Below are 24,602 nucleotides of genomic sequence, written 5' to 3'. Positions count from 1 at the left end.
CTTCTCCTTAGCTCACTGCCGCCGGGCAGTTTCGTAGTCGTCCCCGCGCCGATAAAAGGGACAGGCGTCGTTGACGCCCCGGAGGAACCGCTCCATCTCGTCCTCGTCCAGGTCCATGGTACAGCAGTATGCCTCCAGCTCCTCGTCGTAATCGTAATAGACGCACTCGTCGCAGTTGGCCGCCATGAGGCCACCTCCTTCACATCATCACGGAATAGATGCCGTCGATCGGGATGCCCTGCTCAATCACCAGCTCCTCCAGAGCCGTCCGGCTCTCCGGCGGTGCCGCCCAGCAGATGCCGCAGCCGGCGGTGATGGCCCGGGGGACCGGGATCAGCCGCCCCGGCGCGCCCGCCGCGGCGCAGGCGCTCTCCATCTCCATGGCCGCCGTTGTGGTGGGAAAGGTGATGACGCACCGCTCACATCTCTGCCGCATCAGCGGGCCTCCTCCGCCAGGGCGGCCACCGCCGCGACGGCGGCGTCGGTCTCGGCCTCGGTGTTGAACCAGGACCAGGAAAAGCGGACGGCCCCCTGGTCCTCGGTGCCCAGGCACCGGTGGAGCCGGGGCGCACAGTGGGCCCCGGGGCGGGTGGCGATGGAGAACCGCTCCGCCAGCTCGTCGGCGATCTCGGAGGAGTCCTCCTCCCCGATGTTCAGCGACACGATGGCCGCCCGCCGGGGCGCGGCGAAGTCGCCGTATACCTTCACGCCGGGCAGGTCCCGCACGCCCGCGTAAAACCGCCGGGCCAGGGCGTCCTCATGAGCGCGGATGGTCTCCGGTCCGGTGGCATTCAGGAAATCCAGGGCGGCGCCCAGGCCCGCCAGGCCATGGCTGTTGAGGGTACCGGCCTCCAGCCGGGTGGGATACTCCATGGGCTGGGTCTGGGAAAAGCTCTGCACCCCGGTGCCGCCCACGGCGAAGGGCCGGATCTCCACGCCCTCCCCCACGCACAGCCCGCCGGTGCCCTGGGGGCCCATGAGGCCCTTGTGGCCGGTGAAGCACACCGCGCTGATGTGCTGGCCCGCCATGTCGATGGGGAACACCCCCGCCGTCTGGGAGGCGTCCAGAATGAACAGCAGCCCGTGTGCGCGGCAGAAGTTCCCCACAAAGTCAATGTCCACCATGTCCCCGGTCAGGTTGGAGGCGTGGGTGCAGACCACGGCCCGGGTCTGGGGCCGCAGCAGCCGTTCGAAGGCGCCGTAGTCCAGGCGGCCGCTGCGGTCCGCGGGCACGAAGTCCACCGCCGCCCCCTGCTCCTCCAGTCGGTACAATGGCCGGAGGACGGAGTTGTGCTCCAGGTCCGTGGAGAGCACGTGGTCCCCGGGCCCCAGCAGGCCGGAGATGGCGGTGTTCAGGGCGTGGGTGGAATTCTGGGTGAAGGCCACCCGGTCCGCCCGGGGACAGCCGAACAGGGCCGCTGCCTTCCAGCGGACGGCGTAGACGGTCCGGGCGGCGGAGAGGGCGTCGTCGTGGGCGCCCCGGCCGCAGTTGCCGTAGTCGGCCATGGCCCGGACCACCGCCTCAGCCACACCCGGCGGCTTGGGACGGGTGGTGGCGGCGTTGTCCAGGTAGATCACGGCTTGACCACCTTCCCGGCCCCGGCCAGCTTCTCCACGATGGTGTACATATTGGTGACGCCGCCCACGGCCAGCTTATCGGTCAGTCCGTAGTGATTGAGGCAGGTGCCGCAGGTCAGGATCTCCACCCCCTGGGCCTCCAGGTTCTTCAGGTCCTCCAGGCAGGCGGAGCCCTCTACGGTCAGGTGGGCACCGCCATTGTAAAACAGCATGGTCTTGGGCAGCACCGGCAGCTGGCTGACGGCAAAGAGGAAGCCCTTCATCAAGGTCTTTCCCAGCTCGTCGCTGCCTCGGCCCATAACATCGGTATCCACCGCCACCAGGAAGTCTCCCCGGGCGTCGGGCGTGCAGCTGAGCTCCGGCTCCTCCAGCACCGCGGCACCGGCAGACGGGTCCGCCACCTCCACGGTGACGGAGAACCGGCCCTCCCCCAGCTTCTCGGCCTTGGCCGTCAGGTGGCGGCCTGAGGCCATCCGCTGGAGGTTCTGCACGGCGATCTCATTGTCCACCAGCACCTCCAGCGTCCCCGGCTCGGTCATCTCATTCAGGGCCCGGGTGGCCTTCACCACGGGGATGGGGCACTGCCGGCCCAGGGCGTCCACGGTGATCTTCTTCACGGTTCATTCCTCCCATGCGTTTTTCTTGACGGTTTTCATTGTAATACGGCCCAACGGTGAAAACAAGGGCTGTTTTTTGGGGAGAATAGCCCTTGTCCCCGGCAGAGCGGCTCCTTGCCGGAAAATTTGCTCCCCTCTCCGCCATTTTTCACCAAATTTCTTGACAGCGGCAGCATCCGCACCGTAAAATAAAAGTCTGTTCGCGGCCGCCGCGGCCGCCACTTCTCATCAAAGATTCGAGGTCGTTCCCATGAAAACACCCTTTGTCACCAAAGATCAGCTGGAGGCCATCGCCGCCCGGTACCCCACTCCCTTTCACATCTACGACGAGCGGGGCATCCGGGAAAACGCCCGGCGGCTGAAGGCCGCCTTCGCCTGGAATCCCGGCTATCGGGAGTACTTCGCCGTGAAGGCCACCCCCACTCCCGCCATTTTGAAGCTCCTGAAGGAGGAGGGCTGCGGCTGCGACTGCTCTTCGGAAGCCGAGTTGCTGATGGCGGAGAGGTGCGGCGTCACCGGGGAGGGCATCATGTTCTCCTCCAACAACACCCCCGCCGGGGAATTCCAGCTGGCCCACCGCCTGGGCGCCGTCATCAACCTGGACGACATCACCCTGGTGGACTATCTGGCCGAGGCCATCGGCACCATCCCCGAGAAGATCTGCTGCCGCTACAACCCCGGCGGCGTGTTCACCCTGGGCGAGACCCGGGAGGGCTTCCAGGTCATGGACAACCCCGGCGACGCCAAGTACGGCATGACCCGCGCCCAGATTGCCGAGGCCTTCACCCGCCTTTCCGAAATAGGTGCCAAAGAGTTCGGCATCCACGCCTTTCTGGCCTCCAACACCCTCTCCAACGACTACTATCCCGCCCTGGCCCGGATCCTGTTCCAGCTGGCGGTGGATCTGAAGAAGGAGACCGGCGTCCACATCACCTTCATCAACCTCTCCGGCGGCATTGGGATCCCCTACCGGCCGGAGCAGCCGGAAAACGACATTGCCGCCATCGGCGAGGGCGTCCGTAAAGCTTACGAAGAGATCCTGGTGCCCGCCGGCATGGACGACGTGGCATTGTACACGGAGCTGGGCCGGTTCATGCTGGCCCCCTACGGCCATCTGGTCACCCGGGCCATCCACGAAAAGCACATCTACAAGGAGTATATCGGCGTGGACGCCTGCGCCTGCAACCTGATGCGGCCCGCCATGTACGGCGCCTACCACCACATCAGCGTCTGCGGCAAGGAGACCGCCCCCTGCGACCACAAGTACGACGTGGCCGGCGGCCTGTGCGAGAACAACGACAAGTTCGCCGTGGACCGGATGCTGCCCAAGATCGACATGGGGGACCTGCTGGTGATCCACGACACCGGCGCCCACGGCCACGCCATGGGCTACAACTACAACGGCAAGCTCCGCTCCGCCGAGCTGCTGCTGAAGGAGGACGGCTCTGTGGAGCTGATCCGCCGGGCGGAGACCATCGAGGACTATTTCGCCACACTGGTGTGGTAAATCTGCTGCATCTGCCCAAAGGGGCGGGGCCTGACGGCCCCGCCCCTTTTTCCACAGTTTGACACCGGTCCGCCGCCGCGGTATACTGGCGGCAAAGAGATCGGGAGGGATGTCTATGGAACGCACTGCCATCACCCGCGCCGTCATCGCCGGAAGCGGCACCATGGGGGTCCAGCTGGCGGGGATCTTCGCCGCCGGAGGGCTGGAGGTCATCCTCTGGAACCGCAGCGCCCGGGGCCTGGAGCGGGCCGCCGCGCTGAAGGGCCGGGTCCGCCTGACCACGGACGACGCCGTGTTCGCCTTCGCCCCGTTCATTCTGGAGAGCATCGCGGAGGACCTGGACGCCAAGCGGGACTTCCTGGGCCGGATCAGCCGTCTGGCGCCGGAGGACTGCCTCATCGCCACCAACACCTCGGGCCTCTCCGTCACCGCCCTGGGCGAGGCCGTGGCGCAGCCGGGCCGCTTCGTGGGGATGCACTGGATCAATCCCCCGGCCCTGATCCCGCTGGTGGAGGTGGTCCAGGGGGACCTGACCGCGCCGGAGACGGCGGAGGCCGTCTTTCAGCTGGCACAGGCTCTGGGCAAGCGGCCCATCCGCACCCGGGACGTGCCGGGATTTCTGCTGAACCGGCTGCAGTTTGCTCTGCTGCGGGAGGCTTTCCACCTGGTGGAGAGCGGCGCCGCGGGCATCCGGGACGTGGACGACGCCGTCCGGTACGGCCTGGGGATGCGCTACGCCTGCGGCGGGCCCTTCCGGTCGGCGGACCTGGGCGGGCTGGACGTGTTCCGGCAGATCGCCGCCTACCTCTTCCCGGACCTGTCCAACAGTACCGGCGTGCCGGAACTGCTGGAGCACCTGTGCATCCAGGGGGACCTGGGCGCCAAGACCGGCCGGGGCTTCTACGACTATGCCGGCGGGGGCGCCGCCCGGGCCGCGGCGGAGCGGGACCGGATGCTGCGGGCCCTGGCGAAGCTGGCGAAGGAGCCAACGGACCCGTGATCCCCCGCCGCCTGTCCCAAACGGCAGCAGCGCCGCCGCAGATCTGCGGCGGCGCTGCTGTGTTCTCTCAAACGGAGGCCGCTGTGTCCTCCCGGGCGGTGAAGTAGACGAAATAGGCGTCTCCCGTATCGCCCTCCTCCGTACCGTCCTCGAAGATCTCCAGATACCCGATGGAGAAGTCCGCCTGGCCGGCCGGGACCTCATACACCAGCTCACCGGTACGCTCCTCGTCCACAGCCAGCTGATAGGTGCCGGGCAGCTGCGCCTCACCCACCGGCTCCAGCTCCTCATAAGTCTCCGGGTCCGTGGTAATGGGGTAGCAGTAATCCTCCTCCGCGTCTCCCCATCCCAGCTGGAAGTCCGTGTCGTACATCTCGATGCTCTCCCGGTAGGTATTCTTCACCGTCACCTCCACCACCAGCAGCGCGTTCCCCGGCTCCGGCGTGCGGCCCGCGTATTCGCCGGTCAGACTGGCGCTGTCGATGGTAAAGTCAAAGAAATAGGTCTCCATCGTGTCTCCGATACGGCCTTCGGAAGAGACCTCCCCTCCGCCGCAGGCGGTCATCCCCAGAGCCATTGCCGCAGCGAGCATCAGCACAAACCCTCTTTTCATCGTTCTCTCTCCTCTTTATCTGTTATGGACGCCCACACAAATTTCCCCTGTATCCTTTTTCAATGTAACACATACCGTCTGCCCGCGCAATCCGAAAAACGCGGGAGCGCTGCCGCTCCCGCGTCCTATTTACCGTGTGGGAATGATCTCGATCCAATAGCCGTCCGGATCAGAGATGAAATAGATCCCCATGGCCGGATTCTCAAAGCAGATGCATCCCAGCTGGGCATGGCGGGCATGGGCCGCCTCATAGTCGTCAGCCCGCAGGGCCAGATGGAACTCGCACTCTCCCAGATCGTATTTCTGGGGGTGGTCCCGCAGCCATGTCAGCTCCAGACGGAAATCGGTCTTGCCATCGCCCAGAAAGACGATGACATAGCTGCCGTCGGCCGCCTCCTTCCGGCGCACCGGCTCCAGATCCAGCGCCTCTTTGTAGAAGGCCAGGGACTTGTCCAAATCAGACACATTAAAATTAAAATGATTGAATGTCAGCATATCGTTCACCTCTTCGTCAGTATACCATGGCGGCGCCGGGTGCTGTCAAGACAAAACCGGAGGTAGCTATGGAAGTTGCACAATTCCTGCCGCCAAGTTTCTCCGCATTTGTGCCCATTCCCGCTTGTCCCAGGGAGTTAGCAGTGGTAAACTCAAAGTGTTAGAGCAAGCTAACTTTTGGGAGGAATACCATATGACACTGGATATGCTGCCTCTTGGGCAGGAGGCCGTCATCACCGCCGTGGGCGGCGAGAATTCCCTTCGCTGCCATCTGCTGGATATGGGGCTGATTCCCCGGACTGTGGTCCGGGTGGAGAAGGTAGCCCCGCTGGGTGACCCCATCGAGCTGCGGGTCCGGGGCTATTCCCTGTCCCTGCGGAAAGAGGACGCCCGGAACATTACCGTGGAGGTGAGCAAGCCGTGATCTTCGCGCTGGCCGGAAACCAAAATTGCGGCAAGACCACCCTCTTCAACCAGCTCACCGGCTCCAACCAGCACGTGGGCAACTTCCCCGGCGTCACCGTGGACCAGAAGTCCGGCGCCATCCGGGGGCAGAAGGACTGCACGGTGGTGGACCTGCCGGGCATCTACTCCATCCGGCCCTACACGCCGGAGGAGATCGTCACCCGGGACTTCATCCTGAACCAGCGGCCCGACGGTATCATCAACATCATCGACGCCACCAACATCGAGCGGAACCTGTATCTGACCTTGCAGCTGATGGAGATGCGGATCCCCATGGTGCTGGCCCTGAACATGATGGACGAGGTCACCGGCAGCGGCGGCACCATCGACGTCAAGGGCCTCAGCCAGGCCCTGGGCATCCCGGTGGTGCCCATCTCCGCCGTGAAGAACCAGGGCGTGGACGAGCTGGTCCGCATCGCCGTGTCCACGGCGAAAAACCGCGTCTACCCCAAGGTATACGACTTCTGCTCCCCCGGACCGGTCCACCGCTGCATCCACGCGGTGGTCCACCAGATCGAGGACCACGCCGAGGCCTCCGGCATCCCGGTGCGCTTCGCCGCCACCAAGCTGATCGAGGGCGACGAGGACATCCGCGCCCGGCTGGAGCTGGACCAGAACGAGCTGGAGCTGATCGAGCACAGCGTCCAGGAGATGGAGGCGGAGCACGGCATGGACCGCAACGCCGCCCTGGCGGATATGCGGTATAATTTCATCGAGAGTGTCTGCGCCGGCACGGTGGTCAAATGCCATGCCTCCCGGGAGCGGCAGCGCAGCGAAGCCATCGACCGGGTCGTCACCAACCGCTGCCTGGCTCTGCCGCTGTTCTTCGGCATCATGCTGGCCATCTTTTTCCTGACCTTCAACGTCATCGGCGCGGTGCTGTCGGACCTGCTGGCGGCGGGCATCGACGCCCTGACCGCCGCCGTGGACGCAGGGCTCACGGCCTACGGCCTCAACCCGGTGGTCCACAGCCTGGTCATCGACGGCGTGTTCGCCGGAGTGGGCAGTGTATTGAGCTTTTTACCCATTATAGTGGTTCTTTTCTTCTTCCTGTCCATTCTGGAGGACACCGGATACATGGCCCGGGTGGCTTTCGTCATGGACCAGCTGCTGCGGAAGATCGGCCTGTCCGGCCGGAGCATCGTGCCGCTGCTGATCGGCTTCGGCTGCTCCGTGCCCGCCATCATGTCCACCCGGACCCTGGCCTCGGAGCGGGACCGGCGGATGACCATTCTCCTGACCCCCTTCATGAGCTGCTCGGCCAAGATCCCCATTTACGGAGTGTTCACCGCCGCCTTCTTTCCCCGGTACGCCGCTCTGGTGATGATCGGTCTGTACCTGCTGGGCATCCTGGTGGGCATCATCGCCGCCAAGGTCCTGGGCGCCACCGCCTTTAAGGGAAACCCGGTGCCCTTCGTCATGGAGCTGCCCAACTACCGCTTCCCCTCCCTCAAAAGCGTGGGACAGCTGTGCTGGGACAAGGCCAAGGACTTCCTGACCCGGGCCTTCACCATCATCTTTGTGGCCACCATCATCGTCTGGTTCCTCCAGACCTTCGACACCCGGCTGAACCTGGTGGCCGACAGCGCCCAGAGCCTGCTGGCCACGGTGGGCGCCGTCCTGGCGCCGGTGTTCACGCCCCTGGGCTTCGGGGACTGGCGGGTGTCCACGGCCCTCATCACCGGCTTCATCGCCAAGGAGTCCGTCATCTCCACCCTGGGCATCCTCACCGGCTCCGGCACAGATGTGGGCGCCGCCGCCCTGGGGACGCTGTTCACTCCGGCGGCCGCCGCGGGCTTTTTGGCCTTCACGCTGCTGTACACCCCCTGCGTCGCCGCCATCAGCGCGGTGCGGCGGGAGCTGCGCTCCGGCTGGAAGGCCGCGGGCGTGGCCCTGAGCCAGTGCGTGATCGCCTGGGCGGTGGCCTTCATCGTATACCGGCTGGCGCTGCTGATCCTGTAAGGAGGGAACCCGATGGAACTTCTGATCCTTCTGGCCCTGGGCGTGTGGCTGTTCTTCGCCCTGCGGTCCTGCCGCCGGCATCCCGGCTGCGGCGGGGACTGCGCCCACTGCCGGGGCTGCAAAAAATAGATCGGCGTCAAAACAGGCCGCCCCGACGGGGCGGCCTGTTTTTCTGTGAGAGGGAACCGGCGGGGGCAGCGCTTACCGCACCGCGCTGCGGCTCACCCGCTCCAGGGCTTTGCTGACTGCGGGCACCTTCAGCACGATGACCGTGATGATCCCCTCCGCCAGCAGGTAGCTGTAATTGTAGACGATGGGATACACCGCCTTCAGGGACTGGGGGAAATTCTCCGGCATGTAGTCCATCCAGTAGAGGTATCCGCCCAGGGAGTGGAAAAAGCCCCGGGCCAGCACCGCCGCGATGTAGCCGATCACCAGGCCGTTTTTCTTTCCCCGGAACAGGCCGGAAAGGCCCAGGGCGGCAAAGGCGAACACATAGTCGCAGCAGACCTGGAACAGCGTCAGGAAGTAGGGCTCCTGCAAAAATTGCAGCACACCGTAGGCAAGGCCCACCAGCACGCCGGTGCGGACGCCGTACCAGTAGCCGATCAGCACGATGAACAGCATGCTCAGCAGGGTTACGGACCCGCCGTAGGGCATCTCGGCGAAGGGCTTGATGAAGGACGTGACATAGGCCAGGGCCACCGCCATGGCGCAGTAGGCCAGGTGCCGGGCGCTCATACCCCGGGTCTCCTTCCCGCCGGACAGGGCCAGGCCCGCCAGCAGGAACAGGGCCATCAAAGCCCCGCTGAGGACGTATCCGGCGGTGGTGAGGCCGCCCTCGGCATTGACGAACAGTTGCAGCATGATGAACTTCCTCCTTGTCGATCTGACCGCGGACCGGCGGGCGGCATGAAAAAAGCGCCCTCCCGGGCTGCCGGGAAGGCGCTGGTACGCGGAGATCTCCCCGCGCGTCGATCATTGACGGCTCCCTACGTTGGCATTACCCACATCAGGTCACGGGTCGGCGCTCTCAGCGCCCTCTCAGCCTGTTGCAACAAGCTCCCCGGTCCACAATCTATGAACTTGATGGGCTCATCCTACCACGTTTCGACCAGCTTTGCAAGGCCTCACAGCCACTTTTTCCGCTTGAACCACCACAGCAGCGCCCCCACGATGACCGCGCTCAGGCCGATCACCGCCGGGTAGCCGTAGCGCCACCGCAGCTCCGGCATGGCGGCGAAGTTCATGCCGTACCAGCCGGTCAGAAGGGTCAGGGGCAGGAACACCGCCGTCACCACCGTGAACACCTTCATCAGGTCGTTCTGCCGGATGGACAGCTGGGACTGGTAGGCCTCCCGCAGGTGGGACACGGACTCCCGCAGGTCCTGGACGGTATTAAGATACCGCTCCGTCCGGTTGCCAAGGTTGGAAAAGCGGCGGGCGGTCTCCTGGCTCAGCAGGCTGTTTTCATTGTCCGCCAACTCCCGGAAGATGGAGTCCAGCTGCTCATAGTACCGCCGCAGCCGCAGCAGCTCCCGCCGCCAGGCGGCGATCTGCGCCAGGCAGTCTCCGTCGGGCCGGGCCAGGACGGCGTCCTCGCCGTCGGCGATCTCCCCCTCCAGGGCGTCCAGGTGGTCCATGTCCCCCATCAGCAGCCGGACGAAGAAGCGGTGGAGCAGCTGCTCCCGGGAGAGCGGCTCCTCCTCCAAAGCGGCGAAGATCTCCCGGGCCCGGGTCAGGCCCCGCTCCTCCCCGCAGAAGCACAGGAGGCGCTCCCGGTCCAGATACAGCAGGAACCGGGCGTCCTCCGTCCGGTCGCTGCGGACGTCGTACCAGTCGAAGGCGATCAGGTCGAAGCCCTCGAACCCCTCGAAGGCCTCACTCTGTCCCTCGTGGATATGGCGCAGGACCCGCGGGTCCATGTACGCCTGCATCTCCTCCAGCCGCGCCAGAGGCAGCACCGTCTCCATCCGATCGCTTCCTTCCCGTCGTCAGTCCATAGCCGCGCCGCCGGGAGGCGGCAGGGCCTCAAAGAGCTTCCGGCTGCGCCAGAGGGCGGCCAGGAACCAGACGATGCCCACCAGGCCCGCGATCACGCCTATCAGCGCCAGCAGGGAGCCCAGGATCGCCAGGATCCAGGAGGCAACCTGGGCCACGGCCAGCACCGTCCAGCCGGTTTTCAGGGAGGCGCTGTTCAGATCCGCCCCCCGGCGCCCCTCCGTATCCCGGATGGCCTGGACCACCGCCCAGGACACGTACAGCGACACCGCCAGAGCCGCGAGGCCCAGCAGCACCGTCAGCCAGCTGCCCTGACCGGTGACGGCCAGCAGGTCCCCCAGCCACAAAATACCCGTATACACGGCCATGCCCAGGGCGAAAGGCCGGATGGAGGCGAAGAGGCTACTCTCCCCCTCCAGCTCCCGGCAGCCCTTCATCACCAGCAGATACCCCGCAAAGGGCGGCAGCAGGTTCAGCACATGGCCGTTCACCGTCAGATTGAAATTCACAAATACCAGGAAAAATCCCCAGAAGATCGAGCTCATTCCTGTCCCTCCTCCCGCTTCACCTTTTCCGCGTACCGCTTTCCGTAGTGAAGCACCAGAACGCCTGCCACAATCTTCAGCGCCGCATACACCACCGGGATCAGAAGGATGGTCCCCATCCCCAGCATGCCTCCCATCGGACTCATCTGTACCCCATCCTCCTTTACCAGAATATAAAGTTCAGTACGCCCAGGCCCATCAGCGCCAGGGCCAACAGGTCCAGCGCGCCCCAGGCGATCAGCACCCAGCCCAGAAGATAGCCCTTGGTCTTGACCAGATACCCCAGGCGGCTGATGGTATCCCGCTGAGCCTGGGTGGGGCCGCTGCGGGGCGGATGCTCCTCTGCGGACGGCTGCTCCGCAGCCTGGGGCCGCAGCAGATAGTCGGTGGTGACGCCAAAAATGTCCGCCAGGACCACCACCTTGTCTGTCTCCGGCATGGTCTCGTCCCGCTCCCAGCGGCTCACCGCCTGACGGCTCACATCCAGCCGCTCCGCCAGGGCGTCCTGGCTCATGCCGGCGCTCTGGCGCAGGGCCTGCAACTTTTCTCCGAATGTCATGGGTTCGCTCCCTTCAGTTTGGATGGTTCCATGCTACCAAACGGACCGGTTGCTGTCCAGCAACCGGCTATGGAAGTTCCGCAATCTCAGGTTGCTCCCCCTCAGGATAGCATATCCGCCCTGCCGCCGCAAGCCCCGGTCCGGGCGCAAAACAGCGCCGGGCGCGATCACCGCGCCCGGCGCCTGCCGTGCCGTTCATGTCCGCGTCCCTGTCACAAGCCGCTCCCGAAAGAACTTTGGGACATCCGCCTCCGATCTGCCCCTTTCGCCAGAGCGCGACACGGCGTCACAACGGACAAGCACAGCCGCGCGCTCCCTCCCATCGTTCCCCGGAAAGACGTGTATCCGGAAGGCACCCGGAAAAGCCCCTGGATCCGCCGGGTATTTGACGTTTCGGGCCGAAGCGGCTGCGCCGCCCGGAATTGGCCCGGCAGGGATCGTTCCTCCTGTCACACTTCTGCTCAACCCGGCGTACAGGAACGGTCATTCCGATTTTACACCTTCCCTGTCAGAATCTATCGTCACCGGCAGATCCGCGATATCCAGTCCACGGCTCATGGCATACTGCACCGTATACTGTGTGCCCCCGGGGGAGCCGTCAAAGGCGGCGATCAGCAGTGAAGCGTGGTCCACCATGTACCGGTCCCGCCGCTGCATGCAGCTGGAGGTGTATTTGGCCGACACCACCGTCTCATAGTCGCAGGCGGCCACCAGCCGGGCGTACCGCTCCCGCTGGTCCGCTGGCCAGGCGTCCGCCTGGGTGGGACAGGGGATGGCAGCCTCCACACTCACGTCGGGATGCCCTTCCCGCAGCGCCAGCACACACTCGCAAAAATACAGATCACACCCCATTGCCATGCCGCAGAGGAAATGCCGGTAGCCCTCGGCATAGGCGGCCTCCACCGCGTCGCGAATACGCCTCTTCAGGGCAACGCAGCGGGGGTCATCCTCATCATGGCGCCAGGGCAGCTTCGCAGGCCGGTGGCCGGTGAAGCAGCAGCTGACGGGCCTTCCCCGCATAGCGCTTCCCTCCTTTCAGCATATTTTCTCCAGTATAGAACATCCGTTCCGGTTTGTAAAGGCCGGGGCGGAATTTTCCCCCGGGGAAAACTTTTGGAAAATGGGGGTTGCATTTTCCCGCGCACTGTCGTATACTGTCCCACAGAGAAAGCAACTGAATACTTTGTCTTCAGGGCGGGGTGCAATTCCCCACTGGCGGTACAGTCCGCGAACGGATGCCTTCGGCGTCCGCCGACCCGGTGAAACTCCGGGACCAACAGTAACAGTCTGGATGGAAGAAGATGAGTGCGGCAAAGCCGCGCGTGTTGTCGCGCGCTCCTTTGTTGCGGGTTCACCTTGGAGAAGTCAAAGGATCCAGGGTGTTTTCCAGCAACAAAAAGGAGTGTGTTTTTTTATGTCCGATCCCACTGTCAACGCCATCAAGTCCGGTGCCCGCCCCCGCATGGGCGTCAAGACCATGACCTCTCTGGCTATGCTGACCGCCGTCGCCTATGTGGTGATGATCCTCAGCAAAATGCTGCCCCAGGTGGTGGGCTTTTTGCAGATGGATCTGAAGGATACCGTCATCTGCATCGGCGGCTTCATCTTCGGGCCTTTGGCCGCCGCCGTCATCGCCATCGTGGTGGCCGTGGTGGAAATGTTCACCGTCAGCGACACCGGCATCATCGGCCTTATCATGAACGTGCTGGCTACCGTGGCCTTCTGCTGCACCGCCTCCTTCGTCTATAAGAAGGTCCACAGCAAGAAGGGCGCTGTCATCGGCCTGGCTCTGGGCACCGTATGCCTGACCGTGGTGATGCTGCTGTGGAACTACCTGATCACCCCCATCTACATGGAGTTGGACCGGGCTGTGGTGGCCGCCATGCTGCCCACCGTGTTCCTGCCCTTCAACCTGGTCAAGGGCGGCCTCAACATGGCCGTGATCCTGCTGCTGTACAAGCCGGTGGTCACCGCCCTGCGCCGGGCCCGCCTGGTGCCGGAGTCCCAGACCATCGTCCAGCCCGGCGGCAAGGTGAACGCGGGCTTCCTGCTGTTCTCCCTGGCCCTGCTGGCCACCTTCGTGACGCTGACCCTGGTGCTCATGGGTATTCTGTAATCCAAAAATCCATCCATTTTACTCCGGGGAAGGCGGCGTGCCTGAGGCACGCCGCCTTCCCTTTTCCGCCCCTTTTCAAAGGCGAACAAATGTGCTATACTGAGTGCAGAAAGGGGGCAGCGCCATGGAACGGATCATTCTGCACTGCGATCTCAACAGCTTTTACGCCTCCGTGGAATTGCTGAGCCACCCGGACCTGCGGCAGACACCTGTGGCGGTATGCGGCGATCCCACCTCCCGCCACGGCATCATCCTGGCCAAGAACGAGCCAGCCAAGCGCTTCGGCGTCCAGACGGCGGAGACCATCTGGCAGGCCAAGAAGAAGTGCCCGGACCTGGTGCTGCTGCCGCCTCACCACCACCTGTACCGGGAGTACTCCCGGAAGGTCAACGACATCTACGGCCAGTACACCGACCTGGTGGAGCCCTTCGGCATCGACGAGAGCTGGCTGGACGTGACCGGCACGCTGCACCTCTTCGGCGGTGACGCCCGCGCCCTGGCGGACACCCTCCGCCGCCGGATGCGGCAGGAGCTGGGGCTGACGCTGTCCGTGGGCGTCAGCTTCAACAAGGTCTTTGCCAAGCTGGGCAGCGACTACAAAAAGCCCGACGCCACCACCGTCATCTCCCCGGAAAACTGGCGGGAGATCGTGTGGCCGTTGCCGGTGGGAGATCTATTGTACGTGGGCGGCGCCGCCCGGAAGCTGCTGGGCCAGTACGGCGTGGACACCATCGGCCAGCTGGCCGCCTGCAAGCCGGACATGCTGGAGCAGCTCATGGGTAAGATGGGCCTCCAGCTTCACAGCTACGCCAACGGCCTGGATGCAGACCCGGTCCGCTCCCGGTTCGAGAAGGAGCCGGTGAAATCCGTGGGCAACGGCACCACCTTCCCCCAGAACCTGACTACCCGGGACCAGGTGCGCCAGGGCATCGCCATGCTGGCGGACTCCGTGGCCAGCCGGCTGCGGCATCTGGGCCTCTACGCCGGCGGCCTCCAGGTGACGGTCCGGGACCCCCAGTTCCGGGACCGGTCCCGGCAGACCCGGCTCTCCGCCCCCACCCACCTGATCCGGGAGGTGACGGAGACGGCCATGGACCTGACGGAGCAGATCTGGAAGCCCCCGTCCCCCATCCGGGCCCTGACTGTCACCGCTATCCATCTAATGGAGGCGGAGGATACCTATGAGCAGGTGGATCTGTTCAGCGGCTCCGCCGCCACCCGGCAGCGCAGCGAAAAACTGGAGGCGGCCATGGACCGCATCCGCGGAAAATACGGCAGCAGCGCCATTGCCTACGGCGCCGCCGCGCCGGAGAAAGAGGAGGATCCCCTGCCATGACGAGAAAAGAGGAAAAGCAAGCCCTGCGGACCACCCTGCGCCGCATGGCGGAGGGCCTGCCCCAGAGCTACCGGGAAAAGGCGGACGCGGCCATCACCGCCCACCTGCTGGCCATGCCAGCCTATCAGGAGGCGGAGACGGTGTTCTGCTTTGTGGGAACCGGCTGGGAGATCGACACCCGGCCCATCCTGACCCGGGCCCTGGCCGACGGGAAACGGCTGTGCGTGCCCCTTTGCACCGGGCCGGGCATCATGGAACTGCGGCAGATCACCTCCCTCAGCCAGCTCTCCCCCGGGGCCTACGGCCTGCCGGAGCCGCCGCCGGATACCCCGCAGGTGGCGGTGGATGCAGTGGACCTGGCGGTGCTGCCCTGCATGGGCTGCAACCACCTGGGGCACCGGCTGGGCCGGGGCGGCGGATACTACGACCGCTTCCTCTCCGTCTACCGCTCCGCCGCCGTGCTGATGTGCCGGGAGCGGCTGATCCGGGAGGAGATCCCCCTGGAGCCCCACGACATGCCCATTCCCTGGGTCCTGACGGAGCGGGGCCTCTACGAGGACGGCACCCCCGCCCGGCTGGGCTGACGGAGGTAGTTCCTCCGCAGATATCGCCGAGGCAGATGGCTGTCAGAAGAAGAAAGTAATACCTATCTCCAGATTTTCCCTTGACATCAGGGAGTAAGTCTGCTAGTGTGAAAAAAAGAGGGGGATATCCCTCTGCAAGTTCATATCTGAATGAACGGTACAGGAAAGTTCGCCCTCCGGGCGGCGCCGAAGGTCCCGCGCGCGGCGGGACCAGGCAGACGGGACTGTACCGGGACAGAACTCTGGAGAGCAGCAATGCACCGAAGGGGCAACCGGGCGTCGTTCGCCGGGAATCTCTCAGGTCACAGAACAGAGGCGTAAGGAATCCCCCAACAGCGGGGCCTCCTTATGCCTCTGTCTTTTTTGTGCCGGAAACCACGGAAATCCCACTATGATACAGGAGGCGCAGATATGGAAAAACGAACTCCCCTCTACGACACCCACGTGGCCCTGGGCGGCAAAATGGTGCCCTTCGGCGGATACCTGATGCCGGTCCAGTACCCCGCCGGCGTCATCGCCGAGCACATGGCGGTGCGGGAAAAGGCGGGACTGTTCGACGTGTCCCACATGGCGGAACTGCTGCTGGAGGGGCCGGACGCCCTTGCCAATCTCCAATGGCTGGTGACCGCCGACCTCAGCAAGATGACCGACGGCCAGGTGAAGTACGCCATGCTCTGCAATGAGCGGGGCGGCATCGTGGACGATCTGGTGGTCTGCCGCCAGGGGCCGGAGAAATATCTGCTGGTGGTCAACGCCGGCAACCACGAGAAGGACGCGGAATGGGTCTCCTCCCGCCTGACCGGCGGCGTGCGCTTTTCCGACATTTCCGACCAGGTGGCCCAGCTGGCCCTTCAGGGCCCTAAGTCCGGGGACATCCTGAAAAAGATCTGCGCCGAGGCCGACATCCCAGAGAAATACTACCGCTTCAACGACCACGTTACCCTCCGCTGCAAGGGCGGCGATGTGGAGGCCCTGGTGTCCCAGACCGGGTACACCGGCGAGTTCGGTTTCGAGCTGTATTGCCCGGCTGACCGGGCCGCGGACCTGTGGAACACGCTGCTGGAGGCGGGCGCGCCTGAAGGGCTCCTGCCCTGCGGCCTGGGCGCCCGGGACACCCTGCGGCTGGAGGCCGCCATGCCCCTCTACGGCCACGAGATGGACGACGACGTCTCCCCCAAGGAGGCGGGATTGCCCTGCAAACTGGACGGCAAGGACTTCCTGGGCCGGGAGGCCATCATCGCCCGGGGCGCCCCCGCCGTCAAGCGGGTGGGGCTGAAGGTCACCGGCCGGGGCATCGTCCGGGAGCACTGCGACCTCTACTACCCCGGCGGAGACAAGGTGGGCCGCACCACCTCCGGCACCCACTGCCCCTTCCTGGGCTATGGCGCGGCCATGGGCTATGTGGACCTGACCGCCGCTGAGCCCGGCACCGCCCTGGAGGCCGATGTCCGGGGCCGCCGGATCCCCGTGGAGGTGGTCCCCCTGCCCTTCTACAAGATCACCCGCTGATGAGACGGCGGTTTCCCCATGCGGACCACATCAACCTGATATATTTTGTAAGGAGGAACGATCCATGAACTTCCCCGCTGAACTGCTGTATGCCAAGACCCACGAGTGGGTCAAGATGCTGGACGACACCACCGCCCTGGTGGGCATCTCCGACTTTGCCCAGGACTCCCTGGGCGACCTGGTGTTCGTGAACCTGCCCATGGCGGGCGACAGTGTCGCCGCCGAGGAGCCCCTGTGCGACGTGGAGTCCGTGAAGGCCGTGTCCGACATCATCTCCCCGGTCAGCGGCGTCATCGCCGAGGTCAACGAGGAGCTGCTGGACGCCCCGGAGAAGCTGAACGAGGATCCCTACGGCGCCTGGATCGCCCGGATCGAGCAGGTCACCGACCAGGCCGATCTCATGGACGCCGCCGCCTACGAGGCCTTCACCCAGACGGAGGGCTGAGCCCATGGGCAGCTACGTACCCAACTCCCCGGCGGTGCGGCAGGAGATGCTGGAGGCCATGGGCGCCTCCGGCATCCGGGACCTGTACGCCAACGTGCCGGAGGAGATGTTCGTCAAGGAACTGGACCTGCCTGCCGGGAAGAGCGAGCTGGAGGTCCGCCGGGCCGTGACCGCCATGGCGGAGAAGAACCATGTGTTCCGCACCTGCCTCCGGGGCGCCGGCGCCTACCGGCACTATATCCCCGCGGTGGTCAAGTCCATCGCCTCCCGGGAGGAGCTGGTCACCGCCTACACCCCCTATCAGGCGGAGATCAGCCAGGGCATCCTCCAGTCCATCTTCGAGTACCAGACCATGATCTGCGAACTGACCGGCATGGACGTGTCCAACGCCTCCGTCTACGACGGGGCCACCGCCGCGGCGGAGGCCATCACCATGTGCGTGGACCGCAGGCGCCGCCGGGCACTGGTGTCCGCCGCCGCCCATCCGGAGGTCATCGAGACCATGCGGACCTACTGCTTCGGCTCCGGCGTGGAGCTGACCGTGGTGCCCGCCCCCGGCGGCCGCACTGACAAGGAGGCCCTCTCCGCCGCCCTGGGCGACGACGCGGCCTGCTTCTACCTGGCCCAGCCCAACTACTTCGGCCTGATCGAGGACGCCGCCGAGATCGGCGAGATCGTCCACGCCGCCGGGGCCAAGTTTGTCATGGGTGTGAACCCCATCGCCTGCGCCCTGCTGGAGACCCCCGCCGCCTGCGGCGCCGACGTGGCCGTGGGCGACGGCCAGCCCCTGGGCCTGGACACCGCCTTCGGCGGGCCGTACCTGGGCTTCATGGCCGCCACCAAAAAGCTCATGCGCCAGCTGCCCGGCCGCATCGTGGGCCGGACCCACGACGTGGACGGCAAGGTGGGCTACGTCCTGACCCTGACTGCCCGGGAGCAGCATATCCGCCGGGAGAAGGCCAGCAGCAACATCTGCTCCAACCAGGCCCTGTGCGCCTTTACTGCCGGGCTGTACCTCAGCGCTATGGGCGCGGAGGGCCTTGCCCAGGCCGCCCGGCAGTCCCTGTCCAAGGCCCATTATCTGGCGGAGCGTCTGGCCCAGGCCGGACTGCCCCTGGCCCACGAGGGCCCCTATTTCCACGAGTTCGTCACCGCCTGCACCCCGGAGACTGGGGAGCAGATCCTCAGCGCCCTGGCCCGGGCGGACATCCTGGGCGGCCTGCCCGTGGAGGGCGGCCTCCTCTGGTGCGCCACGGAGCTGGTGAGCCGGGAAGATCTGGACAGGGCTGCGGACATCGTGAAGGAGGTGCTGGCGCAGTGAAAACCATCTTTGAAAAGGGCCACCCCGGCCAGGGGCTGAGCCTGCTGCCTCCCTGCGACGTGCCGGAGGTCCGCCTGGACCGGGAGCGGACCGATCCGCCCCGGCTGCCCCACGTGGGTGAGAACGAGCTGACCCGTCACTACAAGCAGCTGTGCGACCGGGTCCACGGCGTCAACGACGGGTTCTATCCCTTGGGCTCCTGCACCATGAAGTACAACCCCAAGATCGACGAGGAGCTGGCGGCCCTGCCGGGCTTCACGAAGATCCATCCCCTCCAGCCCGTCTCCACGGTCCAGGGCTGCCTGGAGGCGTTGTGGACGCTGGAGCAGTCCCTGTGCGCCGTCACCGGCATGGACGCCGTGACCCTCCAGCCCGCCGCCGGCGCCCACGGGGAATTCACCGGACTGCTGCTCATCAAGGCCTATCACACCCACCGCGGCGACAGCGCCCGCACCAAGATCATCGTCCCCGACTCCGCCCACGGCACCAACCCCGCCTCCGCCCGGATGGCCGGGTTCGACGTGGTGAACATCCCCTCCGGCACCGACGGCTGCGTGGACCTCGCCGCCCTCTCCGCCGCCGTGGGACCCGACACCGCGGGACTGATGCTGACCAATCCCAACACCGTGGGCATCTTCGATAAGAACATCCTCTCCATCACCCGCATCGTCCACGAGGCCGGGGGCCTTTGCTACTACGACGGCGCCAACCTCAACGCCGTGGCCGGCGTGGTGCGGCCCGGCGACATGGGCTTCGACGTGTGCCACCTGAACCTCCACAAGACCTTCGCCGCCCCCCACGGCGGCGGCGGGCCCGGCTCCGGCCCCGTGGGCTGCAAGGCGCTGCTGCGGGACTTCCTGCCGGGGCCCCAGGTGGAAAAAACGGAGGACGGCTACGGCTTCTTTACCCCCGCCCACTCCATCGGTCGGGTCAAGGGCTTCTACGGCAACTTCACCGTGACGGTGAAGGCCCTGGCGTACCTGCTGACTTTGGGCCGGGAGGGCGTGCCGGAGGCGTCGGAGAACGCCGTGCTCAACGCCAACTACATGATGTGGAGACTTGCCAAAACCTACGACATGGCGTACAATGGCTGGTGTATGCACGAATTCGTCATGACGCTGGAAAAGCTCCGCAAGGACACCGGCGTCAGCGCCATGGACATCGCCAAGGGCCTGCTGGACCACGGCATCCATCCGCCCACCATGTACTTCCCCCTCATCGTCCACGAGGCGCTGATGGTGGAGCCCACGGAGACGGAGAGCAGGGAGACCATGGACGAGGCCTGCGCCGTGTTCGAGCAGCTCTATCAGGACGCCCTGCGGAACCCCCAGTCCCTCCGCGAGGCGCCCCGGCGCACTCCCGTCCGCCGGTTGGACGAGGTGGGCGCCGCCCGGAACCCGGTGCTGCGGTATGAGTTCCCCGTCGGAGACGGGGAAGCCGCCCATTCTTAAATCGAGACAGAGGAGAGACTTGCCATGATCCAGGAGACAATGAAGTTCATCGCCCAGGCGGACCCGGAGGTGGGCGCCTCCATCCAGGAGGAGTTCGCTCGGGAGCGCCGCAACATCGAGCTGATCGCCTCGGAGAACATCGTCAGCGAGGCCGTCATGCTGGCCATGGGCACGTGCCTGACCAACAAGTACGCCGAAGGCTATCCCGGCAAGCGGTACTACGGCGGCTGCTACGCCGTGGACGTGACCGAGGACATCGCCCGGAACCGGGCCTGCGAGCTCTTCGGCTGCAAGCACGCCAACGTCCAGCCCCACTCCGGCGCCAACGCCAACCTGGCGGCCTTCATGGCCCTGGTGCAGCCCGGCGACACGGTGCTGGGCATGAACCTGGCCCACGGCGGCCACCTCAGCCACGGCAGCCCCGTCAACATCTCCGGCAAGTACTTCCACATCGTGCCCTACGGCCTCAATGATGAGACGGAGATGATCGACTACGACCAGCTGATGGCCGTAGCCAAGGAGTGCAAGCCCAAAATGATCATCGCCGGCGCCAGCGCCTATCCCCGGACCATCGACTTCGCCAAGTTCCGGGAGGTGGCGGACGCCGTGGGCGCCTATCTGATGGTGGACATGGCCCACATCGCCGGTCTCGTGGCCGCCGGGGTCCATCCCTCCCCCATCCCCTACGCCGACGTGGTCACCTCCACCACCCACAAGACCCTGCGGGGCCCCCGGGGCGGTCTGATCCTGTGCAATGACGACGAGATCTTCAAGAAGATCAACTCCGCCGTGTTCCCCGGCTCCCAGGGCGGCCCTCTGGAGCACATCATCGCCGCCAAGGCCGTGTGCTTCGGCGAGGCGCTCAAGCCCGAGTTCAAGGAGTACGGCAAGCAGGTGGTGAAGAACGCCGCCGTACTGGCGGAGGAGCTGCAGAAGCAGGGCTTCCGCCTGGTCTCCGGCGGCACCGACAACCACCTGTGCCTGGTGGACGTGCGGAACTTCCACATCACCGGCAAGGAGTTCGAGCACCGGCTGGACGAGGTCCAGATCACCGTCAACAAGAACGCCATCCCCAACGACCCGGAGAAGCCCTTCGTCACCAGCGGCATCCGGGTGGGCACCCCCGCCGCCACCACCCGGGGCTTCAAAGAGCCGGAGATGGTGAAGATCGCGGAGTGGATGGCCATGGTGGCCCGGGACTTCGAGGGCTGCAAGGATCAGGTTCGTTCCGAGGTGGACGCCCTGTGCCGTCAGTTCCCCATCTACAACTGAGCTGCTAAAAAATCCCCCGGCTCTTGTATGAGCCGGGGGATTTTCCATGTTCAAAACAGTTCCAGCATCTGCTCAAGCGCCGCTCTGGCCGCTCCTCCGCTCTCCCTGCCGGGGGAAACTGCGTGCAATGCATACAAACCATTTTCCAGGATGAAAAACGCATCCGCACTGGAAAAATCATGATAGTATTCATTCTCCGGCGTTTCCGTTACCACCAGGGAATAGGGAACCTTGCTGCCGGTTACGCCAGAGGTCAGGGTGAAGTCCGCCTCTCCAATCCATACGGCCCCGGTCCCCGGGTCCAGAAAGCTTCCCTCCGGATAGAGATTTACAGACATCTGAATCCGAATTTCGCCCATAAGATAGCCCGCATCTACCTGAACACTCTGCAATTCTCCGTTGGCAGAGCCGTTTAAAGTGACGGCGCAGTGCCGCCTGCTGTTCTCGTCCAGTGTCTGCGCATCTCGGGGGATGGCAGCGTAATTGGCCATCTCCAACAACTCCGCCTCCTCCAGAGGGTTGCGCAGGGGGAATCCCACAAAGTCCTCACATTTTGTCCAGCTGTCAAACGTTCCAAACCAGTATCCCGGCGTTGTGCTCATCAGGAGAGGATTTTGCCCTGCCGCCTTTTCAGGCACTCTTTCCATAATGGCCCAAATCTCACGAGAGAAGGACTCCAGTGGAACAGCGGGAATGTCTCCGTCCACCCGATAGCTGGACTCCTCCTGCCCCACTGAAATCTCTTCGATCCGCAAGTGCCACAGCTCGGCTGCCAGCACGGACGCTGACAGAACCGCCGCGGCTGCCGCTAGCAGCAATGTCCGGCGGCCCAGTTTCCGGCGGGGACGTCGCTCCTTACCTCCGCGGATCTCCCCCTCCAGCCGGTCCAACAGGGCCCCGCACTCCGGCGGCAGGGGCACCGCTTCTCTGTAGGCCATGGCCCGCAGACGCAGATCCAGCTCATCCATCCCGTTCCACCTCCAGCCATTTCCGCAGCTGCTCTCTCGCCCGGCTCAGCCGCACCCGCACCGTGCCCGGCGCGGCGCCCACGATCCGGGCGATCTCCTCCGTGGGCAGGTCCTCCCAGTAAAACAGCACCACCGCCTCCCGCTGGTCCCGGGGCAGGGCCTGGACCGCCTGCCAGAGGCTGTGGTCCTCCGGCTCCCTCTCCGGGGCGGCGGGCTCTGTCCCCAATGCCTCCAGCGGCACGGTCCGCTCCCGGCGGCGGCAGAGCTGCCGGGCCTCGTTGGCGGCGATCTTCAGAAGCCAGGAGCGGAACTTCTCCCGCTGCCGCAGCTGCCCGAAGCGGGCCCAGGCCAGGTAGGCCGCCTGGGCCATGGCCTCCTGGGCGTCGGCGTCGCTGCCGGTGATGCTGCGGGCGAGCCGGTACAGACTGGTCCAATTCTCCCGCAGCCGGTCACAGAACCAGTCCCGGTCCGCCTGGGAAATCGCCATGGGCCTCGCCTCCTCTCTGTACGCATGATGCGGAAAAGCCGGAAATTGTTACAGGGTAAAAAAATATTTGCCGGGCGCCGGTCTCTCCCGGCGTCCGGCAAATTCAGATCCCGATGCCAAAGCCCAGCCACAGCAGGTTCCGCACCGCGCAGTTGGCCAGAAACAGCCCCACCAGCATGGCGGGCCACCGGGGGTCGTACCGCAGGACCCAGCCCCGGCGGCCCCTCAGGCGCCACACGGTCTGGGAGACCAGGTACACGCCCCCCAGCGCCGCCAGCACCGGCACCGCCGGGTGGTAGTACAAAGCCTTCAGCAGCTGTCCGTGGGCCAGGGCGATCACCGTACGGGTGCCGCCGCAGCCCGGGCAGTAGAGCCCCCAGTGCTCCCACACCCAGCACCGGCTAACCGTGGGGCTGCCCAGGGCGTACCGCCAGATGAGATACGCCAGGGCCAGCATCCCCACCAGGATCCAGGCGGCGGGGTAGACCTCCCGGTCCGTCATTCTGCGTCGTTCGTCCATCGCTCCTCCATGAAAAGAGGCCGCGCCCCGGGCGCAGCCTCCGCTTACTTCAGCAGCTTGATCCTGCCCAGCAGGGGAACTTCCTTCTCCTCGCCGTTGATGGCGGCGATCAATCCCATGAGGGCGCAGACGAAGCAGAAAATGCCCCAGATCCAGCCGATGCAGGGGATCACGCCGAACAACCCCGCAATCCAGATCACCAGCGCCTGGTTCAGATGGAACTTGGCCCCCTCCCGGTCGCCGGCTACCAGCGCGATGACCAGACCGATCCAGGTGATGTAGGCCACAATACCTGTGGTCTTAGAATCCATGAAAACACCTCACTTATTTATTTTCCTGCGGTAAATCGCCGCTTTTTACACAGTATACCATTTTTCCTGCCGATTAACAACCCTCCGCTTCCTCCAGCAGAGGGCTGTACATCATGATGGCGTCGTTGGCAAAGAGGAACTGCTCCTCCACCAGCCGCCCGTCGCGGTCCCACAGCCGCCGGTACAGGGCGTTGTGCCGGACGTAGCCGCCCCAGGCGGCCTGGTCCATCCGGTGGTCCCGCTCTACGATTTCATACCGGCAGACCGGGGGGCGCAGTGCCCGCCACTGCCCCTCCAGGCAGGTCTCCCCCACCCGCAGGCACAGCTGGAAGGGCTGGTCCGTGTCGTTGCGGATCATCAGGTCCCGGTGGGGATAGGCGCAGGTAGCGCCGCTTCCGAAGGGCTGGGTACGATTGGCGTCGGGAAACACGTCGTGAGAGTGCCGGTACCGCTCTACCACCGTCAGGGGCGTGTGGAGCGTCATCCAGAAGATCAGGTTGGAAAGCTGACATAATCCACCGCCGACATCGCTGCCCACATGGCCCAAAAACAGCACCATCCCCTCCTTGTAACCCTTGCGGCGGGTGGGCTTTCCGATCAGACGCCAATAACTGAAGGTCTCCCCCGGCGCCAGCACTAGCCCGTTCAGCCGGGCCACAGCCAGCCGCAGATTCACCACCTTGTTCTCCTGGAGAACCATCTCCTCCCCCCGCAGATGGCGGTACAGGGGCGTGGCGTGGGCAAACTGGACCTGAGGCAGCTGCTCTGTCCGCTGCTCCTTGGCCCAGCGGAATTTGGGAGAGCACCACAGCAGATACCGCAGTCCCGCATAGTACGCCTTGCCCAGCCGCAGCCGTAGCCAGCTGCGGCGAATAGGCGGACGGAGCTGCTTGTTGTTGGGGTCCACCACGTCCAGTCGCCTCCTTTCGCCTTTTATTTT

30 protein-coding genes and 3 riboswitches are annotated in these 24,602 nt (G+C 65.1%); of the genes, 13 read left to right on the top strand and 17 right to left on the bottom strand.

Features of this window, described 5'->3' with window-relative positions; translation table 11 throughout:
• Positions 1-12 precede the first annotated feature (12 nt).
• From ACVDHE_RS10750 to yedF, 4 genes are read right to left on the bottom strand one after another with little or no spacing between them, the layout of a single operon-like run.
• Positions 13-186, bottom strand: a complete 174-nt coding sequence (locus ACVDHE_RS10750; RefSeq protein WP_213038090.1) for a DUF6472 family protein — start codon at positions 184-186, stop codon at positions 13-15.
• A 13-nt stretch (positions 187-199) separates the two neighbouring features.
• Positions 200-436, bottom strand: coding sequence for a DUF3343 domain-containing protein (locus ACVDHE_RS10745; RefSeq protein WP_458884567.1), 237 nt, complete (start codon positions 434-436; stop codon positions 200-202).
• Positions 436-1,578 carry an aminotransferase class V-fold PLP-dependent enzyme gene (locus tag ACVDHE_RS10740; protein ID WP_458884566.1) on the bottom strand — a complete coding sequence of 381 codons (1,143 nt, stop codon included), beginning with the start codon at positions 1,576-1,578 and terminating at the stop codon, positions 436-438. The genes ACVDHE_RS10745 and ACVDHE_RS10740 overlap by 1 nt, the downstream gene beginning before the upstream one ends.
• On the bottom strand, positions 1,575-2,195 hold the full coding sequence (gene yedF, locus ACVDHE_RS10735) for a sulfurtransferase-like selenium metabolism protein YedF (protein ID WP_458884565.1): 621 nt from the start codon (positions 2,193-2,195) through the stop codon (positions 1,575-1,577). Before yedF ends, ACVDHE_RS10740 begins: the two co-directional genes overlap by 4 nt.
• A gap of 250 nt (positions 2,196-2,445) precedes the next feature.
• On the opposite strand from yedF, the gene ACVDHE_RS10730 reads away from it, so the two are divergent.
• Both ACVDHE_RS10730 and ACVDHE_RS10725 read left to right on the top strand, forming a co-directional pair.
• Positions 2,446-3,702, top strand: coding sequence for a diaminopimelate decarboxylase (locus ACVDHE_RS10730; protein WP_458884564.1), 1,257 nt, complete (start codon positions 2,446-2,448; stop codon positions 3,700-3,702).
• Between the two features lie 115 nt (positions 3,703-3,817).
• A complete protein-coding gene (locus ACVDHE_RS10725) occupies positions 3,818-4,702 on the top strand; it encodes a 3-hydroxyacyl-CoA dehydrogenase family protein (protein WP_458884563.1) in 885 nt (294 codons plus the stop codon).
• 67 nt (positions 4,703-4,769) lie between these two features.
• On the opposite strand, the gene ACVDHE_RS10720 is transcribed toward ACVDHE_RS10725, so the two are convergent.
• Positions 4,770-5,315, bottom strand: coding sequence for a DUF4352 domain-containing protein (locus ACVDHE_RS10720; RefSeq protein ID WP_458884562.1), 546 nt, complete (start codon positions 5,313-5,315; stop codon positions 4,770-4,772).
• Between the two features lie 129 nt (positions 5,316-5,444).
• Complete coding sequence (locus ACVDHE_RS10715; RefSeq protein ID WP_213038084.1) at positions 5,445-5,810, bottom strand: VOC family protein; 366 nt, start codon at positions 5,808-5,810, stop codon at positions 5,445-5,447.
• Positions 5,811-6,003: 193 nt separating this feature from the next.
• Here ACVDHE_RS10715 and ACVDHE_RS10710 point away from each other — a divergent pair, with 193 nt between their 5' ends.
• Genes ACVDHE_RS10710 through ACVDHE_RS10700 form a run of 3 tightly spaced genes read left to right on the top strand, consistent with a single transcriptional unit; the run spans position 6,004 to position 8,366 of the window.
• Positions 6,004-6,234, top strand: coding sequence for a FeoA family protein (locus ACVDHE_RS10710; protein WP_458884561.1), 231 nt, complete (start codon positions 6,004-6,006; stop codon positions 6,232-6,234).
• Entirely contained in the window at positions 6,231-8,237 is a 2,007-nt protein-coding gene (gene feoB, locus ACVDHE_RS10705; RefSeq protein ID WP_458884560.1) for a ferrous iron transport protein B, read from the top strand. Before ACVDHE_RS10710 ends, feoB begins: the two co-directional genes overlap by 4 nt.
• A gap of 12 nt (positions 8,238-8,249) precedes the next feature.
• A complete protein-coding gene (locus ACVDHE_RS10700) occupies positions 8,250-8,366 on the top strand; it encodes a FeoB-associated Cys-rich membrane protein (RefSeq protein ID WP_325225559.1) in 117 nt (38 codons plus the stop codon).
• A 72-nt stretch (positions 8,367-8,438) separates the two neighbouring features.
• On the opposite strand, the gene ACVDHE_RS10695 is transcribed toward ACVDHE_RS10700, so the two are convergent.
• From ACVDHE_RS10695 to ACVDHE_RS10670, 6 genes are all read right to left on the bottom strand, one after another.
• Positions 8,439-9,104: an energy-coupled thiamine transporter ThiT gene (locus ACVDHE_RS10695; protein ID WP_458884559.1), complete on the bottom strand. Its 666-nt coding sequence runs from the start codon at positions 9,102-9,104 to the stop codon at positions 8,439-8,441.
• A 105-nt stretch (positions 9,105-9,209) separates the two neighbouring features.
• Positions 9,210-9,316: riboswitch (TPP riboswitch) on the bottom strand.
• A 51-nt stretch (positions 9,317-9,367) separates the two neighbouring features.
• Positions 9,368-10,210, bottom strand: coding sequence for a magnesium transporter CorA family protein (locus tag ACVDHE_RS10690; protein WP_458884558.1), 843 nt, complete (start codon positions 10,208-10,210; stop codon positions 9,368-9,370).
• Between the two features lie 21 nt (positions 10,211-10,231).
• On the bottom strand, positions 10,232-10,783 hold the full coding sequence (locus ACVDHE_RS10685; RefSeq protein WP_325225552.1) for a hypothetical protein: 552 nt from the start codon (positions 10,781-10,783) through the stop codon (positions 10,232-10,234).
• Positions 10,780-10,929 carry a hypothetical protein gene (locus tag ACVDHE_RS10680; protein ID WP_418725286.1) on the bottom strand — a complete coding sequence of 50 codons (150 nt, stop codon included), beginning with the start codon at positions 10,927-10,929 and terminating at the stop codon, positions 10,780-10,782. The genes ACVDHE_RS10685 and ACVDHE_RS10680 overlap by 4 nt, the downstream gene beginning before the upstream one ends.
• A 17-nt stretch (positions 10,930-10,946) precedes the next feature.
• Positions 10,947-11,342 (bottom strand): helix-turn-helix domain-containing protein, encoded by a 396-nt coding sequence (locus tag ACVDHE_RS10675; protein ID WP_325225548.1) that lies wholly within the window; start codon positions 11,340-11,342, stop codon positions 10,947-10,949.
• A 483-nt stretch (positions 11,343-11,825) separates the two neighbouring features.
• Positions 11,826-12,362 carry an SLOG family protein gene (locus ACVDHE_RS10670; RefSeq protein WP_213038076.1) on the bottom strand — a complete coding sequence of 179 codons (537 nt, stop codon included), beginning with the start codon at positions 12,360-12,362 and terminating at the stop codon, positions 11,826-11,828.
• 161 nt (positions 12,363-12,523) lie between these two features.
• Positions 12,524-12,649: riboswitch (FMN riboswitch) on the top strand.
• Between the two features lie 107 nt (positions 12,650-12,756).
• Between ACVDHE_RS10670 and ACVDHE_RS10665 the strand changes: the two genes are divergently transcribed.
• The 8 genes from ACVDHE_RS10665 (at position 12,757) to glyA (ending at position 21,376) form a co-directional block, all read left to right on the top strand.
• Positions 12,757-13,458, top strand: coding sequence for an ECF transporter S component (locus ACVDHE_RS10665; RefSeq protein ID WP_458884557.1), 702 nt, complete (start codon positions 12,757-12,759; stop codon positions 13,456-13,458).
• A gap of 124 nt (positions 13,459-13,582) precedes the next feature.
• Positions 13,583-14,794, top strand: a complete 1,212-nt coding sequence (gene dinB, locus ACVDHE_RS10660; protein WP_458884556.1) for a DNA polymerase IV — start codon at positions 13,583-13,585, stop codon at positions 14,792-14,794.
• Positions 14,791-15,378, top strand: a complete 588-nt coding sequence (locus ACVDHE_RS10655; RefSeq protein ID WP_325225541.1) for a 5-formyltetrahydrofolate cyclo-ligase — start codon at positions 14,791-14,793, stop codon at positions 15,376-15,378. The genes dinB and ACVDHE_RS10655 overlap by 4 nt, the downstream gene beginning before the upstream one ends.
• Before the next feature lie 232 nt (positions 15,379-15,610).
• Positions 15,611-15,701: riboswitch (glycine riboswitch) on the top strand.
• 88 nt (positions 15,702-15,789) lie between these two features.
• A complete protein-coding gene (gcvT, locus tag ACVDHE_RS10650; RefSeq protein WP_458884555.1) occupies positions 15,790-16,887 on the top strand; it encodes a glycine cleavage system aminomethyltransferase GcvT in 1,098 nt (365 codons plus the stop codon).
• Between the two features lie 64 nt (positions 16,888-16,951).
• Positions 16,952-17,332, top strand: a complete 381-nt coding sequence (gcvH, locus tag ACVDHE_RS10645) for a glycine cleavage system protein GcvH (protein WP_213038071.1) — start codon at positions 16,952-16,954, stop codon at positions 17,330-17,332.
• 4 nt (positions 17,333-17,336) lie between these two features.
• Positions 17,337-18,653, top strand: coding sequence for an aminomethyl-transferring glycine dehydrogenase subunit GcvPA (gene gcvPA / locus ACVDHE_RS10640; RefSeq protein ID WP_458884554.1), 1,317 nt, complete (start codon positions 17,337-17,339; stop codon positions 18,651-18,653).
• On the top strand, positions 18,650-20,104 hold the full coding sequence (gene gcvPB / locus ACVDHE_RS10635; RefSeq protein WP_458884553.1) for an aminomethyl-transferring glycine dehydrogenase subunit GcvPB: 1,455 nt from the start codon (positions 18,650-18,652) through the stop codon (positions 20,102-20,104). The genes gcvPA and gcvPB overlap by 4 nt, the downstream gene beginning before the upstream one ends.
• A 24-nt stretch (positions 20,105-20,128) precedes the next feature.
• Entirely contained in the window at positions 20,129-21,376 is a 1,248-nt protein-coding gene (gene glyA / locus ACVDHE_RS10630; protein ID WP_458884552.1) for a serine hydroxymethyltransferase, read from the top strand.
• A 50-nt stretch (positions 21,377-21,426) separates the two neighbouring features.
• Here the strand turns inward: glyA and ACVDHE_RS10625 are convergent, their stop codons facing one another.
• The 5 genes from ACVDHE_RS10625 to ACVDHE_RS10605 form a co-directional block, all read right to left on the bottom strand.
• Positions 21,427-22,344: a hypothetical protein gene (locus tag ACVDHE_RS10625; RefSeq protein ID WP_458884551.1), complete on the bottom strand. Its 918-nt coding sequence runs from the start codon at positions 22,342-22,344 to the stop codon at positions 21,427-21,429.
• Entirely contained in the window at positions 22,337-22,831 is a 495-nt protein-coding gene (locus ACVDHE_RS10620) for an RNA polymerase sigma factor (RefSeq protein ID WP_458884550.1), read from the bottom strand. Before ACVDHE_RS10620 ends, ACVDHE_RS10625 begins: the two co-directional genes overlap by 8 nt.
• Positions 22,832-22,934: 103 nt before the next feature.
• Positions 22,935-23,351, bottom strand: a complete 417-nt coding sequence (locus ACVDHE_RS10615; RefSeq protein WP_458884549.1) for a DUF2752 domain-containing protein — start codon at positions 23,349-23,351, stop codon at positions 22,935-22,937.
• Positions 23,352-23,395: 44 nt separating this feature from the next.
• Positions 23,396-23,662, bottom strand: a complete 267-nt coding sequence (locus tag ACVDHE_RS10610) for a hypothetical protein (protein WP_325225526.1) — start codon at positions 23,660-23,662, stop codon at positions 23,396-23,398.
• A gap of 73 nt (positions 23,663-23,735) precedes the next feature.
• A complete protein-coding gene (locus tag ACVDHE_RS10605) occupies positions 23,736-24,572 on the bottom strand; it encodes a VanW family protein (RefSeq protein WP_458884548.1) in 837 nt (278 codons plus the stop codon).
• Positions 24,573-24,602 lie beyond the last annotated feature (30 nt).

This window comes from Dysosmobacter sp. Phy, from assembly GCF_054476235.1.
The sequence above is the reverse complement of the archived record's forward strand: the minus strand, read 5'-3'. Positions and strand labels throughout refer to the sequence as shown.

What these genes read in the sequence shown, in the direction of transcription:
- ACVDHE_RS10700 (WP_325225559.1), top strand. Translation starts at nt 8,250, where the DNA reads ATGGAACTTCTGATCCTTCTGGCCCTGGGCGTGTGGCTGTTCTTCGCC.
- dinB (WP_458884556.1), top strand. Translation starts at nt 13,583, where the DNA reads ATGGAACGGATCATTCTGCACTGCGATCTCAACAGCTTTTACGCCTCC.
- gcvPA (WP_458884554.1), top strand. Translation starts at nt 17,337, where the DNA reads ATGGGCAGCTACGTACCCAACTCCCCGGCGGTGCGGCAGGAGATGCTG.
- gcvT (WP_458884555.1), top strand. Translation starts at nt 15,790, where the DNA reads ATGGAAAAACGAACTCCCCTCTACGACACCCACGTGGCCCTGGGCGGC.
- gcvH (WP_213038071.1), top strand. Translation starts at nt 16,952, where the DNA reads ATGAACTTCCCCGCTGAACTGCTGTATGCCAAGACCCACGAGTGGGTC.
- ACVDHE_RS10685 (WP_325225552.1), bottom strand. Translation starts at nt 10,783, where the DNA reads ATGAGCTCGATCTTCTGGGGATTTTTCCTGGTATTTGTGAATTTCAAT.
- ACVDHE_RS10695 (WP_458884559.1), bottom strand. Translation starts at nt 9,104, where the DNA reads ATGCTGCAACTGTTCGTCAATGCCGAGGGCGGCCTCACCACCGCCGGA.
- ACVDHE_RS10610 (WP_325225526.1), bottom strand. Translation starts at nt 23,662, where the DNA reads ATGGATTCTAAGACCACAGGTATTGTGGCCTACATCACCTGGATCGGT.
- ACVDHE_RS10750 (WP_213038090.1), bottom strand. Translation starts at nt 186, where the DNA reads ATGGCGGCCAACTGCGACGAGTGCGTCTATTACGATTACGACGAGGAG.
- ACVDHE_RS10655 (WP_325225541.1), top strand. Translation starts at nt 14,791, where the DNA reads ATGACGAGAAAAGAGGAAAAGCAAGCCCTGCGGACCACCCTGCGCCGC.
- ACVDHE_RS10730 (WP_458884564.1), top strand. Translation starts at nt 2,446, where the DNA reads ATGAAAACACCCTTTGTCACCAAAGATCAGCTGGAGGCCATCGCCGCC.
- ACVDHE_RS10725 (WP_458884563.1), top strand. Translation starts at nt 3,818, where the DNA reads ATGGAACGCACTGCCATCACCCGCGCCGTCATCGCCGGAAGCGGCACC.
- ACVDHE_RS10620 (WP_458884550.1), bottom strand. Translation starts at nt 22,831, where the DNA reads ATGGCGATTTCCCAGGCGGACCGGGACTGGTTCTGTGACCGGCTGCGG.
- ACVDHE_RS10710 (WP_458884561.1), top strand. Translation starts at nt 6,004, where the DNA reads ATGACACTGGATATGCTGCCTCTTGGGCAGGAGGCCGTCATCACCGCC.
- ACVDHE_RS10690 (WP_458884558.1), bottom strand. Translation starts at nt 10,210, where the DNA reads ATGGAGACGGTGCTGCCTCTGGCGCGGCTGGAGGAGATGCAGGCGTAC.
- ACVDHE_RS10715 (WP_213038084.1), bottom strand. Translation starts at nt 5,810, where the DNA reads ATGCTGACATTCAATCATTTTAATTTTAATGTGTCTGATTTGGACAAG.
- ACVDHE_RS10680 (WP_418725286.1), bottom strand. Translation starts at nt 10,929, where the DNA reads ATGAGTCCGATGGGAGGCATGCTGGGGATGGGGACCATCCTTCTGATC.
- glyA (WP_458884552.1), top strand. Translation starts at nt 20,129, where the DNA reads ATGATCCAGGAGACAATGAAGTTCATCGCCCAGGCGGACCCGGAGGTG.
- ACVDHE_RS10675 (WP_325225548.1), bottom strand. Translation starts at nt 11,342, where the DNA reads ATGACATTCGGAGAAAAGTTGCAGGCCCTGCGCCAGAGCGCCGGCATG.
- ACVDHE_RS10665 (WP_458884557.1), top strand. Translation starts at nt 12,757, where the DNA reads ATGTCCGATCCCACTGTCAACGCCATCAAGTCCGGTGCCCGCCCCCGC.
- ACVDHE_RS10720 (WP_458884562.1), bottom strand. Translation starts at nt 5,315, where the DNA reads ATGAAAAGAGGGTTTGTGCTGATGCTCGCTGCGGCAATGGCTCTGGGG.
- ACVDHE_RS10745 (WP_458884567.1), bottom strand. Translation starts at nt 436, where the DNA reads ATGCGGCAGAGATGTGAGCGGTGCGTCATCACCTTTCCCACCACAACG.
- ACVDHE_RS10615 (WP_458884549.1), bottom strand. Translation starts at nt 23,351, where the DNA reads ATGGACGAACGACGCAGAATGACGGACCGGGAGGTCTACCCCGCCGCC.
- ACVDHE_RS10625 (WP_458884551.1), bottom strand. Translation starts at nt 22,344, where the DNA reads ATGGATGAGCTGGATCTGCGTCTGCGGGCCATGGCCTACAGAGAAGCG.
- ACVDHE_RS10670 (WP_213038076.1), bottom strand. Translation starts at nt 12,362, where the DNA reads ATGCGGGGAAGGCCCGTCAGCTGCTGCTTCACCGGCCACCGGCCTGCG.